Raw genomic sequence first — 18,009 nt, 5'->3', positions numbered from 1 at the left:
CGGGGGGAGAAAGATACGAGACTTTCTTTGGTTATTGAAATCAGTAGCCAGTAGTCAGTAGTTAGTAGTAAGTAGCCAGTAGGGTGTGCGGGAGCGGGTGTGAATGTGAGTGTGAGTGTGAGTGAGCCGGTAAACGCGTGGCGTTTGACTTTTTAAAACGTTTCCTCCACCTGTCATTTCTAACACTTGACTCTTGCTCCTGGATACTGGCTACTGAATACTGACTACTGGCTGCTAACGACTGGCTCCTGAACAATCATCCCCCTATGCACCATCACCCCCGCATGGTTCCGGTTCTTTTTAAGCGCCTCATTAAAATGCTCCAGTGCCAACGAATCCTTCCCCAACCCTAAATAGCCGAGCCCCATAATATAATGGCAATGAATTTTATTTTGCTGATCAAGGTCCTGATCAAATACGGCCAGATCGGGAAGGGATACGGCGAAGTAATCCAGCTTGATGGTGTCGTTCATGTGCGACGATCCGAAGGTGATCAGGTTGTTGAAGATTTGGTCGGCCTTTGCAGGGTTGCCCAGTTTTTTGTGGGCCAGTCCCTGGTAGAAGATCTTGTCGGGTTGCTGGTCGTTGTAGTAAATGGCTTGGCCGGGTTCGCTCAGCCCCACGGTTGCTTTTTGGAAGGCGTCTTTTGCACGTGTCGAGTCGTTCAAAGCTTCGTAGGCGCAGCCCTTCAGATAGTGGATGTCATTTTCCTGGGTGCCGTAAATTTTTCCTTCTCCAAGAAAGTGTGGATAGTTTGAGGCCGCGTCCAAATGGTGCAAGGCTTTTTCAGGATGGCCGTTGTTCAGGAATTTTTTTGCCAGGGCGATGTTCGAGATGAGATATTGTCCGACCACTTTGCCTTCGCCTCCTTCCCAGGGGTGAAACTGTCGTGCGGCCAAAAGCGCCAACGCTTTCTCGTGATGGTTCAAGAGATTGTATAACGTGATGCGCTCCAGGTAGAGATCATCGCGATCTTCGGTCAGGGCAAGGTGTTCTTCGAGTCGCGAAAGACGGTCCTCGTGGGAATTGTTCAATTTTTTATGGAGCTGATCCAGTTCCATGAAGACCCGGGCATCGCGCGTGTTCAGGATAAATGCCCGTTCTAAATATTGGAGCGCTTTGGCGGGATTGTTTTGTTTGTTATGGTAGGCCAGTGCCAGGTTGCGGTTTACGGTGGCAAAATCAGGATCGAGCGTTACCGAGATTTCCCAGCATTGAATGGCCTCCGCGTATTGCTTGTGCGCGTACCAAAAATTGCCGAGATAATACGGCGCTTTGGAATCGATGGGATTGGCGTGCATCACCTCTTGCAACACCAACACATCTTCCACGCGATTGGGAAAACAATAGTCGGGCTTGCGGCGCGCACCTTGTTGGTAGTACTGATGGGCGAGGGTGGGCTTATTGTTTTTAGAGGCAAAATAACCCTTGTAATAATCCATCATGGGATAAGTGTCGCCTTCGGTCTTGCAAATCTCCAGGAGTTGAATGGCTTCGGCATATTGTCCGGCATGGGCGTAGTCGAAAGCGTATTCCGTGTAGGTATGCGCGTTGTCGCGCGCCAGGTTTTTTAACCGGTCTAGTGGATTTTCGTTTTTGCCGGAAGGTGTCGTCTGAAAAAGGAGGAAGGACTCAAACAAAATCCCAAAGTTGAATTTGTCGAGCGCCAGCGATTGATCGATGAGGTCTTGAGCATCTTTCTGCCGGTTGAGTTTGCGAAGGATGATCACCTTCAGGTGACGGGCGGTTTGACTGGTGTAGTTTCTGTTCAGTGATTTGTTGACGAGCTCCAGCGCATCTTCAAAATTTTCCTTTTGCGTGGCAATTCTCGCGAGATTCAGATAGGCTCCAGCCTGAACCGGCGCATTCCAGGCGGATTTGAAAAAGGCTGCATAGGCATCGTCGTGACGATCCTGGAAGAAAAGACAAAGCCCCAGGTTGAAATACGGTTCGCCGTCATAGGGATTTGCATTTCGCTCGGTGAGGGTGGCGATGGCGCGCCGGAAATGGGATTCAGCTTTGGCAAATTGTCCCCGTTTCATAAACCACATGCCCATCGCCTGGTTGTTGCGCACATCCGTTGGCTCGCGACGCAAGGCCTCCAGGTAATAGTCGGTTGCCAGGAAGGTGGCGTGACGATATTGTTCGATGTGAAGTCCCGTTAGAAAAAGTTCTTCGATGCTGGCAATGCCTTCGGGTTCGGCCGCTGCTTTGGCTGGTTCGGGAACCGGTTTGGAAATTTCTTTTTCGGGCTGATAGTGCACCAACACCTTGCCCGCTTTATCGCGCAACGACGCGATGATGTTTTCGGCAGCGACAGGCTGTGGCAGAAGGATGTTGTGTTGATAGGGTCGCTCCGGCGAGATGTCGATCACTTCGGAATAAAGTTCCTGGGTATCCGTTCGCAACGTCACGGTCGCTTTTTCATGAGCCGCCGTTGTATAGAACTTGAGACTGACATGGGCGCCCTGCACCTCTACATTGACGAGTGCATCCTTGGTAGCATTTTTCACAACCCCCAATTCGCTATAGGGCATGAAATATTGTGTGAAGGTTCGTTCCTCATCGGGCAGGATCCAGGAGAAGTCGGGTTGATTGTCGGTGAAAACACCCGTCATAATTTCGACGTAGGGTCCATCCTCGTCTGTCAGATTTCGATCCCATGCAAAACCGAACTCGCCATTGCCCCAGGTCCATTGTTTTTTTCCAGGGGAAACATGGTGATTGGCTACGTGCAATATTCCTGCACGCGTGTCGTGTTCATATCCTCCCACAAAATCGTACTTGGATTCTTGTGCCATGTAGGATGTGGGCACGGGAATGTTTTTATAACGCGAGATGTCCACCCCGGCGGAGTAGTCTACCTTATAATATTCACCTCTGGCGATCGGGAACTCGGATACATCTCTTCTTCCATGATCAAAGACGGCCCGCACGTCCGGTGGAAACACGGACTGATAATCGTCGTTCACTTTCAAAGCGGGGTTGGCCCACCAGAGGAAGGTTTGTGGGAACGGCGTTCGATTATAGAGCTTCACGTTGATCTCCAGGTAATCTTTATCGGGGTAGAGTCTGAACCCTGCCATCCCTTTGGTGTGAAACATTTTTTCAACTTCGCTCACCCAAATGGTCTTGCTGCCGTCTTCGTGTTCTTCTATGGTGAAGTCGATGGGGTCGAACGTGCTGGGGCGGTGATGTTGCGGCCAGTTGAATTCAATTCCCCCGGAGATCCAGGGTCCCGTTAAACCCACCAGTGCGGGTTTGATGACCTGGTTGTAATAAACGAAATGGCGTTGTCTTATTTTGTCATACGCCATGTGCACCCTTCCCCCGATCTCGGGAAGGATCATAATTTTGATGTATTGATTTTCGAGAAAGACGGCGTGATAAAGTTTGTCCGTTTTCTCGTCGAGGATCTTTTCAATGACAGGGTTGGGATAGACCACACCGCTGCTTGCCTGGTACACGCGCTTTTCGGAGAAAATTGGATTTTTTTCTGGTTTTCCGATCCCATACGTCGGAATCGAGACTTTCTCCTCCCAAACCTCAACAGTGCTTTTGCTTTTCATTTCTAACGAATGTTTTAGCAAAGTTACCCGCCTGCAAATTGTTGGTAATGGATTAATTTTCTCTTTTGATGGATTATTCTATTTTTATGGGCAATATGCAAGCCATACGAAAACGGGAAGGTTTTGAAGGACAACGCGCGATCGTGCTGCCCAAAAAAATATTGGAGATGTGTGGCTATACATTGCCCATCAACAGTCTCTACCTGACCGACATTGGCTTTTACCCCCGCGCCCAGTTTCACTACCGCGAGCGACCTTCAGGCATATCGGCACACATTCTGATCTATTGCCTGGAAGGGAAGGGGTGGGTGGAACTTCCTTCGGGGAATGTGAACATCAATCCCAACGAAGTCCTGATCATTCCCGCCGAGATGCCCCATAAATATGGAGCGGACGATAAAAATCCGTGGACCATCTACTGGGCGCACTTCAAAGGCCTGCAAAGTGCCTACTTTGTGAGCTTGCTGACCAAGCAGTTCAAAAGTTTTGTCAACGACAACATTTTCCTGGAAGAGCGGATCAAGATCTTCGACATGATCTACCGGAGCCTCGAATCCGGCTATAGCCTCGACAACTTATTTTTTGCCAGCACCAGCTTTCAATATTTCCTGACGACGCTGACGTTTTCCGACAAATTCGCATCGGCCCAGCATGCGGTGGAGAAAGATGTGGTGGATCTCTCTATTGAGTATATGCAAGATCACCTCGACACGCCCATCAAGCTGGAAGCGCTGGCGGCGTCCGTGAATCTTTCGCTGTCGCATTACTCCAACATTTTCAAACGCAAGACCGGCTATTCGCCGATCATCTATTTTAATCATCTAAAGATCCAGCATGCTTGCCAATACCTTCAGTTCACGTCGCTGCGCATCAACGAGATCTCGTCTAAATTGGGCATTGAAGATCCTTACTATTTCTCGCGGTTGTTCACGAAGGTGATGGGATTGTCGCCGGTGGAGTATCGTCATAAAAAACGTTGAGGACGAAGTCCCTTTTTCCGAAAACGGAATAGTCCATTCTTTTCAGGCGATTCTCCATTTCTGAATTTTCATTTTGCAGCACCTTTGTTTTTGTATAGATACAGATTTATGGCTCAGAGATCTTATGTTTTTCTTATCAGCTCCGTCGCCGCATTCGGAGGCCTTCTTTTTGGATTTGATATCGCCATTTTTTCGGGCACTATTCCCTTCATACAATCGTATTATCATTTGAGCGAAGCGCAGTTGGGCTGGACGGGCAGTTCGTTGTATGTGGGCTGCATCATCGGAACCTTGTTGACCGGGCCCTTTGCGGAACGCTTCGGCCGCAAGCTTCCGCTCATTATCGCGGCGGGCATCTTTATGATCTCATCCATTTTCATGGGATGGTCGTCTACGCATTCAGCTTTAATCGTTTGGCGGATCATCGCCGGCATTGGCGTGGGCGCTGCCTCGATGCTTTCGCCGGTGTACATCGCCGAAGTAAGTCCCGCGGCCATTCGTGGGCGCATGGTTTCCATCAATCAACTCACCATTGTTTCGGGCATTTTGCTGGCCTATTTCTCTAACTATATCCTCGCCGACGTCGAGAACAACTGGCGGTGGATGTTTGCTTCAGGGGCCATTCCTTCCTTGCTGTTTTTTGTATTTGTTTTCATGGTTCCCGAAAGCCCGCGGTGGCTGGTGAGCAAAGGTCATATCGAAAAAGCAAAGACCATCCTGGCAAAGATCTCCGGTGGAGATGCCGTGCAAGAGGTGACGCTCATTCAATCGCGCATGCAGCGGGAAGTGAAGGGGAAATTATCCGACTTGCTCGCACCGGGTGTGGCGTTCATTGTTTTGCTGGGGATCACGCTCGCCGTCTTTCAACAGATCTCCGGGGCAAACGCCGTCTTCTTTTATGCACCCATCATTTTTGAAAAAGCCGGGATGAATGTGAAAGACCAGTTGTTTCAACAAATCATGATCGGCGCCATCAATTTAATTTTCACCCTGGTGGCCATGATGTTAGTGGACAAGCTGGGCAGAAAAAAACTCATGCTGGCCGGTTCCTTCCTCATGGCGTTGTGGTTATTCCTGGTCGGCATTTGCTTTCACTACAGCCTGTTCGACGGCTACCTGCTTTCGTTCTTTGTATTGGCCTTCATCGCAACCTACGCCGCCACCCTGGCGCCCGTGACGTGGGTGCTGATCTCCGAAATCTTCCCCACCAAAGTCCGGACCCGAGCCGTCTCTATCGCCACTGGCATGCTTTGGGTTGCCTGTTTCTCGCTGGCTTACGGTTTCCCGGTCCTCATCGAACTCCTGGACGCGCCGCAGACGTTCTTCCTTTTCTCCTTTGTTTGTCTTACTTACTTTTTTATCCTCTTGAAATTTGTTCCGGAAACAAAAGGAAAGACGCTGGAGCAATTTGAGATGGAGATGGTGAGGCATTGATGTGAGGAGCCAGAAGCCAGGAGCCAGGAGCCAGTAGAGGGTGCGGGAGTGAGGTGTGGGAGAGAGTGAGAGTGAGAGAGAAAGTGAGCGCGAGCTATAGGTGGACGTGTGGTGGTTTGAATTTGTAAACATGGCCTTCCTGAAAACTAATACCCACCCTATCATATCGCCTTGCCTCTTGGCTCCTGAATACTGACTACGAAGACCGACTCCCAACTCCTGGCTTCTGGCTCCTGGCTCCTGGCTCCTATGCCCTCACCCCAAACTTATAAACAATCCTTTCATCATAAGCCTCCCCCGGCTCAACAACCGTGCTGGGAAAATTATTGTGATTCGGGGCATCCGGATAGTGCTGACATTCCAAGCACAAACCATCAAAGGGGTGGATTTGCTTGAACCGGCTGCTGAGGTGTTTTGAGTCCAGGTAGTCGCCGGTGTAAAGTTGGACGCCGGGATACGTGGTAAAGATCTCGAGACTTCTGCCGGAAGTCCGTTCTGTTAATAGGCCGGCGCGTCGCATACCGGGCTTGTCGTCGTGCTTCAGGATGAAATAGCGGTTCACGCCGGTTTGGGATGGGCCTGAGAATTTTACGCGGTCGCGGATGCGGGTTTGGTGGAAATTATTTCCGGTGGTGCTGCTGATGACACCGGTTGGAATATAACCGCTGTCAGTTTCCAGCATTTCATCGGAAGGGAGCGTGAGCTCATGCTCCAGGATATCGCCATGATCGGGTGCTAAATTGAAGTAGGCGTGATTTGTAAAATTGAGGACCGTCTTTTTGTCGGACACGGCATTGAACCGGATGGTCAGCTCATGATCGTCGCTCCAGGAATAGGTGACCAGGAAATCCACCTGGCCGGGAAAACCTCCCTCACCGTCGGCACTGGTCAATGAAAGCGAAAGGAAATCTGTCCCCACACGAAAGTCAAATACCTTTGCATGAAACCCGCCGGGGCCGCCGTGATTGTTGTTTGGGCCATCATTTTTTTCCAGCGTATACGTTGCGCCGTCGAGCGTGAAGGCAGCGCCGCCGATGCGGTTAGCAAAACGGCCGATCGTGGATCCGATATAACACCGGTCGTTCACGTAGCCCTCGAGCGAGGGAAAGCCGATCACGGTATTCTCCAACTTCCCGTTCCGGTCGGGGACAACCATGGAGACGATGGTGGCACCATAATTTGTTATTTCAACAAACGCGCCGCTGGCAATTTCCAATTTAAAAAGGAAAACGTCTTTGCCTCCGTATGTTCCCCAGGGCTTGTAGGAGATGCGATTTTTTTTCACGCTGCTCGTGGATGGAGGATGCGATGTCATTTTGAGGAGAGTTGAAATACGATGCTTTCAAATTCTTCCGACATGCGGTAGCGCACGCCATAGGTCATCAAAAATGCTCCCGTAAATTTCTTTCCATCCAAACCCGACGCATGCGAAGTCTTGTTGGGCGCCTTGTTCACTTCGGTGAACGTATATTCCTGGTTCGGATCAAGACCCTGCGCGTACAGCACCTGGTCGTTGCCCATGATCTCTTTTTTCATGAGATAAGAAAAAACAAGCGCCTCCTTTTTATCGGGCGTCACATATTGCAAAGCAACGCGGTTGCTTTCGTAAGGGGACAACAGCCGGTACAGATCACCAAACTGGACAATGTGTTTTATCCCCTTGTAGATCTGGATGGCGTTCCTGGAAAACTCTTTTTCTTCCGGGCTCATGTCTTTGGGTTGCAGATCCATGCCAAGTTTTGCCGACATGGCCACGTCGAATCTGAATTTCAGCGGCGTGATGCGTTTTGTGATATGATTGGGGACCACCGACACGTGGCTGGCCAACCCGATGGGAGGGAAGAAGTAGCTCGTTCCCCACTGAATGAAGATACGGTCGAGGGCGTCGGTGTTGTCGCTGATCCAGTATTCGTCAAAGAAGGGTAGCGTGGCATAGTCCATACGGGCGCCCCCGCCGGAACACGCCATGAGCACCACGTCGGGATATTTTTGACGCACGCGTTTCAGAACGTCCAGCAGCCCTTGTGTATACTGAATAAAAAGATGCGACTGCTTCTCCGGCGGCAGATACGAGGACCCGACGTTGGTCATGTAGCGGTTGCAATCCCACTTCATATAGGCCACGTGTGGATTTTCAGTCAGGATTTTATCGACCACGGAAAAGACATGGTCTTGCACTTTCGGGTTGGAAAGGTCGAGCACGAGCTGGTTTCGGCTGGGGTCCAGCGGACGGTGTGGTGCGGTGATCACCCAGTCGGGATGTTTCTCGTACAGTTCACTTTTTGGGTTGACCATTTCGGGTTCGATCCAGATCCCGAATTTGATCTTCTTGGCTTCCGCGGCCGTGACCAATTCGCCAATGCCATGCGGCAATTTCTTGACGTTCACATCCCAGTCACCCAGGCCAGCATCGTCGTTGTTTCGGGGATATTTGTTGGCAAACCATCCATCGTCCAACAAGAACAGGTCGAAGCCCATGTCGGCGCCGTCGGCAATGATTTGTTTCAACACCGTTTCGTTGAAGTCAAAGTAGGTGGCCTCCCAATTGTTCAACAGGGTCATGTGCGGTCGTTCGCTTTTGTAAATGCCATACGTCCGTGCCCACGCGTGAAAGCGTCGCGAGATCTCGCCTTTGCCGGCATCGCTGAAGGAGAACAGCATGCCCGGTGTTTTGAACACTTCCTTCGGTTTCAAAGTATACTGTGAAGCAAAAGGATTGATGCCGGAGAGGATGCGCAGATTTTTTGTGGGATCCACTTCAAACGACAACCGCCAGCTTCCCGGCCACGCCAACGTGCCGCCGATCACGGTTCCCTCGGTTTCGGTTGCTGCGCCGTCGACACCCAATAAAAAACAAGGATGCGTGAACTGGTTGGACCGGACGCCCAGTTTCGATTCGATGACCTTGCGGCCTTCGGAAAGCTTTTCTTCATTCAGGTTCATCTCCGAGGCCCAGCCGCCATAAAAACTGGTGAGCCAATACGACGATGCCTTCACCGAAAGTTGTGACGACGCAAAATCGTTGAGCGTGATGTCTTTCTTTTCACCGTGCGTGATCTCGGTCCACTGCTCCACAACATCTTCGGCGGCGTAGGCTTTCATACAAAGAAAGACGGTGAGGTCATAGAACGCGTCTTTCAGTTGGATTCGGGTGAGCGTGGTGTTTTTATCCACCGTGCTGGTTTCTTTTTTTACATACTTCAATTCCGTGGTGAGGTTGCCGTCGGCATGCACTGCCTGAAAAGCAGGTTCGAAGACAAAGGCTTTGCCATAGGTGGAATAAGCTTCTTGTTGGGTGATCTGGATGTTTTTGATTTGATCCGCGGGCAGTCGTTTTCCAAAATACGACTGCATGAGGTTGCCTTCTTTGCTCACTTGAAAGACCAGGCTGGTGTGTGCCGTTTGAATGACAATGGCTTCCGGTTCGGTTTGGGCCAGGGCCGTTGACGCGACGGCGAGCAGAAAAAATACGAGGCTTAAATTCCTTTTTAGGTTCATGATGGGGGATGCGGTTTCAGCAAAAGTATGCCAATGCCGCAACCGTTTGAATGGAGAATCCGGTCTTTTTCATGGATTTTATTATGATCGGTCAGGGCGTGCATTCTGGTGCAGACGCGGTTGCGGAGGAGATGGCTTCTGCGCGCTCCGAACTGGACAATTTTACTTATTTGAGATTTGAGGCCTAAACGACAAAATTTGAAATAACCCCTTTTTTCTACCGATCAGCCCACTTTGGTGTGTCAACAGACAATTACCAGCAGGAGAATAATCCAGTTTTAACCGTGTATAGTCCATCATTTTTGCAATCGATTCCGTAAAATTTGTGTGATTATAATTTTCACCTAACTCTATGGAAGACAACTACAAGTCACTCACAAAATTACTGGTGGTCTTTTTGGGCATCCTGCTGGCAACGCAGGCCTTTGCGCAAACAAAACTCTCCGGCAAAGTAACGACAACGCAAGGCGACCCCCTTCCTGGCGTAAACGTCTTAGTTAAGGGGACTGCGCAGGGAACGACTACCGATTCACGCGGGGTGTTTCAAATCGAGGTGAATCAGGCGGATGTTGTCCTCACCTTCAGTTTTATCGGTTTCAAAAATCAGGACGTTGTCGTAGGCAACCGTTCGACGATCGATGTAAATCTGGAAGAGGATATTAAGAGCCTGGAAGAAGTGGTGATCGTGGGCTATGGCACTGTGAAGAAGAGCGATCTCACCGGATCGGTTTCTTCCGTGAAGAGCGACGCCTTCAAAGACATGCCCGTCACGTCGGTGGAGCAGGGTCTGCAGGCCCGGGCGGCGGGTGTTCAGGTAACACAAGCCTCATCGGCACCCGGCGGCGGTTTGTCCGTGCGCGTCCGGGGTGCGAACTCACTCATCAGCGGTAGCGAGCCACTCTATGTTATAGACGGCCTCCCGATCTATCCCGACAACGCTGCCTATGGCACGGGCGGCGATCGTCAAGCCAAGAATGCGCTGGCATCGCTTAACCCCAGCGACATCGAGTCGATCGAAGTTTTGAAAGATGCGTCGGCAACCTCCATTTATGGCTCACGCGGAGCCAACGGTGTGGTGCTCGTCACCACCAAACGTGGAAAAGACGGTCAGACCAACGTGAACTTTGAAACGTCGATGACCTCACAAACCATTTCGCACAACATCGACATGATGCCCGCTTCCGACTACGGAAGATATCTCAACACGCTCGATGTGAGCCAAGGCGGAAATCCCCGCTACACCGACGCCCAGATCCAGGGCTTTGGCAACGGCACCAACTGGATGAAAGAGATCACGCGCACCGGAAGCATCTGGAACAACCAGCTCTCGATCTCGGGGGGAAATGCCAACGCGAAATATGCGGTGTCGGGTAATTATATGGACAACGAAGGTCTCATCATCAACACCGATTTCAAACGCTATGGCCTTCGCCTGAACCTGGACAACAACTTGTTCAACGGCAAGGCTACGCTGAGCAACAGCTGGTCGTTTGCCCGCACCACGTCCAACAACGTTCCTACCGATCGCGGCGGTCCCGGTGGTATCATCATCACCGCGCTGGGACTTGATCCCACCGTTCCGGTATACGACGCCAACGGAAACTACAACTACCCGCTCTATGATGGTCGCTTCACCATAAACCCCGTAGCGGAAGCCAAGGAAGGTGTCGACAAGGATGCGACCAATCGTTTCTTTGGTACCACGGCATTGACCTTCAACATCACGAAAGACCTTAAGTTCAGAACCAGCCTGGGGCTTGACGTGCTCAACGCCACGCGCAATACGTTCTACAACAGCAAGACACGTCTCGGACGCCAGAACGGCCGGGAGCTTCAACGCTTTGATCGCAACCTTGTCAACCTGTTGAACGAAAACATCCTCACCTATTCCCGAACGATCGCAGAAGGTCACTCGCTGGAAGTGATGCTGGGCTATACCACGCAGCGGGAAGACAACCAGTCGGCCTCGCAGGCCATTCGCGGTCTAGACTCGGACGATTTCAAGTCGCTGAATTTTCAAAACGGAACCTTGCCGCAGATCGGAAACTCGACGCGCGTAGATTGGGGACTGCGGTCCTACCTGGGAAGGATCAACTATAATTTCCAGAACCGCTTTTTGCTGACGTTGACGGCCCGCCGCGACGGTTCCACCAAGTTCGGTCCCAACAACAAATGGGCAACGTTCCCGTCGGCTGCTTTGGGATGGCGTGTGGTGAACGAAAAGTTTTTTGAAAGCGCCGGCCTGTCGAACATTTTCGACGACCTTAAAGTTAGGGTGAGCTATGGTATTACGGGTAACTCGCAGATCCCCGCCTATCAGTCGACGTCCGACCTAAGCCCGCGTAACTACGTCTTCAACGGCGTGCTGGTCTCCGGCTATGCCGCCACCCGCATGCCCAACGCCGATTTGAAATGGGAACAAACCCGCATGTTCAACTCCGGTATCGACATGAGCTTCCTCGGAAACAGACTGAATGTGACGGTGGACTATTTCAACAACCTCACGACCGACCTGTTGCTCTATGTATCCATTCCGCAAAGCACGGGCTTCAGCACCTTGTTGAAGAACACCGGTTCCCTCAGCAACAAAGGCTTTGAACTTTCCGTCGACACCAAGGTCATCAACGAGGGTGCACTCACCTGGGATGTGGCCGCAAACGTATCGATCCTCCGAAACAGAATTGAGGACCTTGGCGAAAGCGCTCCCTTCTATGCCACCAGCACCAGCGGCCACCTTGGCGTGGACGGAAGCTGGGTGGAAGCAGGCAATGCCATTGGCGTATGGAAAGGCTATAAATTTATCGGCGTCAGCGAAACGGGAAACCCGGTATATGAAGACAAAAACAAAGACGGCAGCTATACGGCCGATGACTATTCCATCATGGGCAATCCCAATCCCAAATACACCTGGGGTTTGAACTCTACGGTGCGCTTTAAAGGATTTGACTTTTCCGTGTTCTTTCGCGGCGTGCAAGGCAACGATGTGCGCAACCTGCAACAATCCGAGATTGGCGACGGCGCGCAAAAGATCAATGAGATCTCCAACATCCTCACCGATTCGTGGACACCGCAGCACACCAACGCGCCGCGTCCGGCCGTGGATGCCAAGCGTGACTTCGCGTCCTACCGCCGGTCTTCTTTCTTTATTGAGGACGGATCTTTCATCCGCCTGCAGAATGTTTCGCTGGGCTACAACCTGCCCGTACCGAAATTCATTCGCAAGGCGCGTGTTTATGTGAGTGCACAAAACCTCTTCATCATCACCAAATACACAGGCTTTGATCCGGAAGTGAACAACCAGGGACAAAACAACCTGAACCGTGGCGATGACTACGATGCTTATCCTCGCTCGCGCCAATTCACCGCGGGTCTTAACATCGGTTTTTAATGGGAGCGCTAGTGAACAACTTTAAAATGAAAATGACCATGAAAAAAATAGTAAGAAAAAAACTCCTGCTCTCGATCATGACCTCCCTGTTGCTGGTGGGGATGAGCTGCTCGGACCTGGATGAGACGCCGGATTATATCAGTCCGGATAGCTTTTACAAGTCGGCCAACGAATTGAAGCTCGGTGTCAATGCCATCTATGATGATTTGACGATGGGCAATTCGGACTGGTTCAACTACTTCTACAACCGCTACGTGTTCGAATGCCTCGTAGGCTTTCAGGTGGGTTGGGAAAAACAACCCCTGCAATACAACCTGGGCAATGTGACGGGACAGGATGATGTGATCGAAGCCTATTGGGGTCAAAGCTACCGGTCGATCAACCGGGCCAACGAAATATTGGCCGTGGCCGAAACCATTGTCGATCCGGCCAACGCCGAACTCATCGCGCGCCTGAAAGGTGAAGCGTACTTCCTGAGAGCGTTCTACTACTATGGCTTGTTGAGTTATTTCGACAACGCACCGCTCACCACGGAAGGCACCAAGGATTTGAGCAACCTGGCGTCCAACAGCGGGGGCACACGCGCCATCATCGATCTGATCTATTCCGATTGTGCAGCGGCTATTGCCGTGCTGCCCAACGCCTACACCGGCGCCGACCTGGGAAGAGCCAACAAGTGGGCTGCGAAAACTTTGCTGATGAAGGCCCAACTGTGGGATAAAAAATGGGCAGAGGCCAAGGTCACGGCCGAGGACATCATCAACAACAGCGGCCTGACCTTGTTCAGCGACTTCAGCTACAATTTCGACACCGATCACGAGAACATGGGTGAACGAATTTTTGAAGGACAGGTTTCGGCAAAGGCAAACGCCAACGAGTACAGCAACCACTCTGCCCACTTCAACCCCGAAGATCTGCCAACCGACGACGGCGGTGCAGGCTGGAGCTGGTTGAGCGCTACGCAGGATTTCAGAGCGGCCTATGACGACGGCGACAAGCGCATCGCGGGCACCTTCGTGGAATCGTATCCCACCGCCCGCACAGCGAAGACCGCCGCGGGTGCTTATCCCATCGTGCGTTGGAGCAAGACGGCGTCTTATAACCTGTCGCGCTTTGGTGGTATTGTCGATCCCAATGCAAATCCTGAAAATCCGACCGAGCTTGTTTTTGGAAAGGCATGGTCGGGCAAGATCACCGAGATGCACGTAGGCGGTTCGTGGACGGCCACGGAAAAGAACACCATCTATCTGCGCCTGGCGGATGTGCTCCTGGGCCACTCTGAAGCGTGCAACGAAAGCCAGACCGGCGATGCCACCACAGGCATCAACGCCGTGCGCGATCGCGCGGGCCTGTCACCGGTCGGAGCCCTGGGTCAAAGTGCGATGCGCGATGCCATCGTAGCCGAACGCATGCAGGAGTTTGTGTTCGAACAAGTGCTCTACCCCGAGCTGCGACGCAAAAGCACCTTTGGCGGAACACCCGACTACCTGGGCGACTACATCACCCATTACTCAAACCTCTATAACGTAGGGCGTACACCCAAGGCAAAAGATTATGTATTGCCGATCCCGTTGAAGGAGATCCTGGGTAACAAGAACGTGACGCAGAATCCGCAGTGGCAATAAGAACAATTGTTTAACCCAAATGAAAGTGGCCAGCCGGTTTAGGCTGGCCCTTTTGTTTTTTATCTTTGTCCATGATAAAAGCCTGGAGATCCTCCATACCGCAGACCTTCTTTTCTCTTGTAGGACTTCTGTCCCTCGCGGCCTGTCACCAACCTAAGCCAAAAACGTTGTTTACCCTCGTGGACCCCGCCGATTCGGGGGTAGAGTTCAACAACGCGATTGCCGAAGACGACACCTTCAACATCGTGGATTTTTATTATGTCTACAATGGCGGGGGCGTGGCGATTGGCGATCTGAACAACGACTCGCTGCCCGATCTCTATTTCACGGGCAACCGCGTGGGCGACAGGCTTTACCTGAACAAAGGCGATTTTAAATTCGAAGACGTCACACCAACTGCCGGCATCCGGAAACAAGGATGGAGCACGGGTGTTACACTGGTGGATCTCAATGCCGACGGGTTGCTGGATATTTATGTTTGCAAGTCCGGCAATTACCCGGCGCTCAAACGCGCCAATCAACTCTACATCAACCAGGGCAACATGACGTTTCGCGAAGAGGCCCAATCGTGGGGACTGGCCGATACGACCTACACCAATCAGGCCGCCTTCTTCGACTATGACAAAGATGGCGACCTCGATGCCTACCTGATGACCAGCACCAACACCGTCCGTAATCCCAACAAGGTCACCCCCGTCATCGACAACGGCAAGGGAGCGTCGGTCGACAGGCTGTTGCAAAATCAAGGGGGTAAATTCGTGGATGTATCGCAGGCAGCGGGGATTCTTCACGATGGGTTTGGGTTGGGACTGGCTATCCATGATCTCAACAGCGATGGATGGGAAGATATATTGGTGTCGAACGATTTTCTGGCCAACGATCACCTGTACATCAACAACCACGACGGCACGTTCACCGAATCGGCGCGGAAATATTTCAGACACCACAGCCAGTTTTCCATGGGCAACGATGTGAGCGATTTCAACAACGATGGTTTGCCCGACGTGATGGTGGTGGACATGCTGCCGGCGGATGCGGTGCAGCGAAAAAAGATGGCCGGTCCAGCCAATCCCAACACCTTTGAGGCCATGACCCGCGCTGGCTATCACCCTCAGTATATGCGCAATATGCTACAGGTGAATCTTGGAAACGACGAGACCCATACGCCGGTCTTCGCAGAGATCGGGCAACAAGCCGGTGTGCATAGCACCGACTGGAGTTGGGCGCCGTTGTTCGCCGACTTCGACCAGGATGGTTTACAAGATCTGTTCGTCACCAATGGCTACCTGCGCGACATCACCGACATGGATTTCATCATCCACAACAATCAAACCGCAACCAAGAGCACACCGTCGGAAACCGACCGCAGCATGCGGGAGGGCGCTAAGAAAATGCCCTCCATTAAAAAGAGTAATTATCTTTTTAAAAATACCGGTGGCAATACGTTTGAAGACAAGTCGGCCCTGTGGCTGGGGCAAAACGAGTCACTTTCCAACGGCGCCGCGTTGGGTGATCTGGATTTGGATGGAGATTTGGACATCGTGGTGAACAACATCAATGCACCGGCCTTCATCCTGCGGAATACCAACCAAGACGGGCATTACCTGAAAATCAAATTGAACGGTTCCCCTGGCAACACCCGGGGGCTGGGCAGCATCGTCACGCTCTATGCAAACGGACAACTGCAACGACAACACATGGGCGTGACGCGGGGCTATCAATCCTCCGTTGACTACATTCTCCATTTTGGACTCGGCGAACATGCGATCATCGACTCCTTGGAGATTATTTGGCCCGACGGTAAAAGCCAGGTGCTGCGGAACGTGAAAACAGACCAGATCCTCACGCTAAAATATTCAGAAGGCGGAACGGAGACATTGAAAAACGGAAACAGGATGCAGCCGTTACTGCAAAGAGTGGATAGCGCCAGTCATCTGGCGCATATCGACCGGGAGAAATTTTACATGGACTATGATGTCGAGCCTTTGCTTCCGCACAAGCTATCGCAGCAAGGCCCTTGCCTGGCCGTGGCCGATGTGAACAAAGATGGCCTGGACGATTTTTTTGTAGGGGGCTCCTATCAATTTGCCGGGAACATTTTTCTTCAGCACGCTGATGGAACGTTCACGGAAAAACCTGTCCTTCAAACAAAAGATAAAAATGAAGAGGACACGGGCGCGGTTTTCTTCGACGCCGACCAGGACGGCGATGAAGACTTATACATCGTGAGCGGTTCAAACGAACACTATGATAACTCACCTTTTCTTCAAGACCGCCTGATGTTCAACGATGGCAAAGGCAACTATCGAGCAGACACCACCCGCTTACCCGCCATGCGTCATAGCGGATCGTGCGTTGTCCCTTTTGACTTTGACAAAGATGGCGACCTCGATATTTTTCGCGCGGGCCGTTTGATATCCCTCGAATTTCCGAAACCGGGCGTGAGCTACCTGCTGCGCAACACCGACGCGAAATTCGCGGATGTCACCAACCAGGTTGCACCAGGTTTGCAAAACATCGGCATGGTGACCGACGCCGCATGGGTAGACCTGGACCGGGATGGCTGGCACGACCTGATCTTGGTTGGGGAGTATATGCCGATCACGGTTTTTAAAAATGAAAAGGGAACGCTAAAGCAACAACAACCCGCCTCGTTGGAATTTTCGAACGGCTTGTGGAACGCCGTCACCGCCCTGGACATCGATCGCGATGGCGACATGGACCTGGTGGCCGGAAACGTCGGACTCAATTCGCGCTACCGGTTCACGAAGGAGAAGCCCTTTTCCATTTATGCCGGCGACTTTGACAACAACAACCGGTGGGATGCCCTGCCGGCGTACTATGCAGGAGGCGTAGAATATCCAACCTCATCCTGGTTCGACGTGATGAGACAGGTGCCGATGTTCAAAAAGCGATATCAAACCTTCGAGGCGTTTGCCAACGCTTCGCTTGGCGACGTCATTGCCCCGGTGAAAGACCAGGTGAAACTAACGGTGCGGGCCTATCAGCAACAAAGCCTGATCCTGGAGAACGTAGGGGACTTTGAATTCAAACTGGCGCCGTTGCCGGCCGTGGTGCAGCAAGCCCCGGTGAGAGATATCCTCGTGAGCGACATCAACGGCGATGGTCAGGAGGATCTTCTGATGGTGGGCAATGATTTCACCATCGAACCCGTGGAAGGTCAACACGACGCCGGCGTGGGTGTGATTTTATTGGGAGACGGAAAAGGCGGGTTTCAACCCCTGTCGCCCCAACACAGCGGGTTTTGGGTGGAGCATGACGCCAGGCATATCCGCAACGTGAAACAGCGAAACGGCGATCTGATCGTCGTCACGCAAAATAGTGGACCCCTTTTGGCTTTCAAAAAAAGTAAGCGATAGTGCCCAGGTTCTCCAACGTGAATCGAAACAGTACACTGCGTGCTAGCTGGTACCGCGGTAATGTATGGGAATCAATCTGGAGAAAGAGGCGATGCAAGGGATGAGCTGGGTCGCGCCGGCATCGGCCACGCCCGA

General features: G+C 51.9%; 8 protein-coding genes. 5 read left to right on the top strand and 3 right to left on the bottom strand.

Annotated features, from left to right (window positions below; all coding sequences use genetic code 11):
- Positions 1–224 precede the first annotated feature (224 nt).
- On the bottom strand, positions 225–3,569 hold the full coding sequence (locus BUB30_RS16985; protein ID WP_073136223.1) for a DUF5107 domain-containing protein: 3,345 nt from the start codon (positions 3,567–3,569) through the stop codon (positions 225–227).
- Positions 3,570–3,637: 68 nt separating this feature from the next.
- Between BUB30_RS16985 and BUB30_RS16980 the strand changes: the two genes are divergently transcribed.
- Positions 3,638–4,549 (top strand): AraC family transcriptional regulator, encoded by a 912-nt coding sequence (locus tag BUB30_RS16980; RefSeq protein ID WP_084138192.1) that lies wholly within the window; start codon positions 3,638–3,640, stop codon positions 4,547–4,549.
- Between the two features lie 108 nt (positions 4,550–4,657).
- Complete coding sequence (locus BUB30_RS16975; RefSeq protein WP_073136221.1) at positions 4,658–5,983, top strand: sugar porter family MFS transporter; 1,326 nt, start codon at positions 4,658–4,660, stop codon at positions 5,981–5,983.
- A 247-nt stretch (positions 5,984–6,230) separates the two neighbouring features.
- Here BUB30_RS16975 and BUB30_RS16970 read toward each other — a convergent pair whose 3' ends face one another.
- On the bottom strand, positions 6,231–7,298 hold the full coding sequence (locus BUB30_RS16970; RefSeq protein ID WP_084138191.1) for an aldose epimerase family protein: 1,068 nt from the start codon (positions 7,296–7,298) through the stop codon (positions 6,231–6,233).
- A complete protein-coding gene (locus BUB30_RS16965) occupies positions 7,295–9,481 on the bottom strand; it encodes an alpha-galactosidase (protein ID WP_073136219.1) in 2,187 nt (728 codons plus the stop codon). Before BUB30_RS16965 ends, BUB30_RS16970 begins: the two co-directional genes overlap by 4 nt.
- A 352-nt stretch (positions 9,482–9,833) precedes the next feature.
- On the opposite strand from BUB30_RS16965, the gene BUB30_RS16960 reads away from it, so the two are divergent.
- The 3 genes from BUB30_RS16960 (at position 9,834) to BUB30_RS16950 (ending at position 17,874) form a co-directional block, all read left to right on the top strand.
- Positions 9,834–12,869: a SusC/RagA family TonB-linked outer membrane protein gene (locus tag BUB30_RS16960; RefSeq protein WP_073136217.1), complete on the top strand. Its 3,036-nt coding sequence runs from the start codon at positions 9,834–9,836 to the stop codon at positions 12,867–12,869.
- Positions 12,870–12,907: 38 nt separating this feature from the next.
- Positions 12,908–14,494: a RagB/SusD family nutrient uptake outer membrane protein gene (locus BUB30_RS16955; protein ID WP_073137338.1), complete on the top strand. Its 1,587-nt coding sequence runs from the start codon at positions 12,908–12,910 to the stop codon at positions 14,492–14,494.
- 71 nt (positions 14,495–14,565) lie between these two features.
- Positions 14,566–17,874 (top strand): VCBS repeat-containing protein, encoded by a 3,309-nt coding sequence (locus BUB30_RS16950; protein WP_073136215.1) that lies wholly within the window; start codon positions 14,566–14,568, stop codon positions 17,872–17,874.
- Positions 17,875–18,009: the final 135 nt, after the last annotated feature.

Source organism: Chryseolinea serpens (genome assembly GCF_900129725.1).
Lineage (GTDB): Bacteria > Bacteroidota > Bacteroidia > Cytophagales > Cyclobacteriaceae > Chryseolinea > Chryseolinea serpens.
Note: the sequence above shows the minus strand (reverse complement) of the source record. Positions and strands in the feature narration are given on the sequence as shown.

Excerpts from the sequence above, each read along its gene's own strand:
- BUB30_RS16985 (WP_073136223.1), bottom strand. The coding sequence starts at position 3,569 with ATGAAAAGCAAAAGCACTGTTGAGGTTTGGGAGGAGAAAGTCTCGATT.
- BUB30_RS16980 (WP_084138192.1), top strand. The coding sequence starts at position 3,638 with ATGGATTATTCTATTTTTATGGGCAATATGCAAGCCATACGAAAACGG.
- BUB30_RS16975 (WP_073136221.1), top strand. The coding sequence starts at position 4,658 with ATGGCTCAGAGATCTTATGTTTTTCTTATCAGCTCCGTCGCCGCATTC.
- BUB30_RS16970 (WP_084138191.1), bottom strand. The coding sequence starts at position 7,298 with ATGACATCGCATCCTCCATCCACGAGCAGCGTGAAAAAAAATCGCATC.
- BUB30_RS16965 (WP_073136219.1), bottom strand. The coding sequence starts at position 9,481 with ATGAACCTAAAAAGGAATTTAAGCCTCGTATTTTTTCTGCTCGCCGTC.
- BUB30_RS16960 (WP_073136217.1), top strand. The coding sequence starts at position 9,834 with ATGGAAGACAACTACAAGTCACTCACAAAATTACTGGTGGTCTTTTTG.
- BUB30_RS16955 (WP_073137338.1), top strand. The coding sequence starts at position 12,908 with ATGAAAAAAATAGTAAGAAAAAAACTCCTGCTCTCGATCATGACCTCC.
- BUB30_RS16950 (WP_073136215.1), top strand. The coding sequence starts at position 14,566 with ATGATAAAAGCCTGGAGATCCTCCATACCGCAGACCTTCTTTTCTCTT.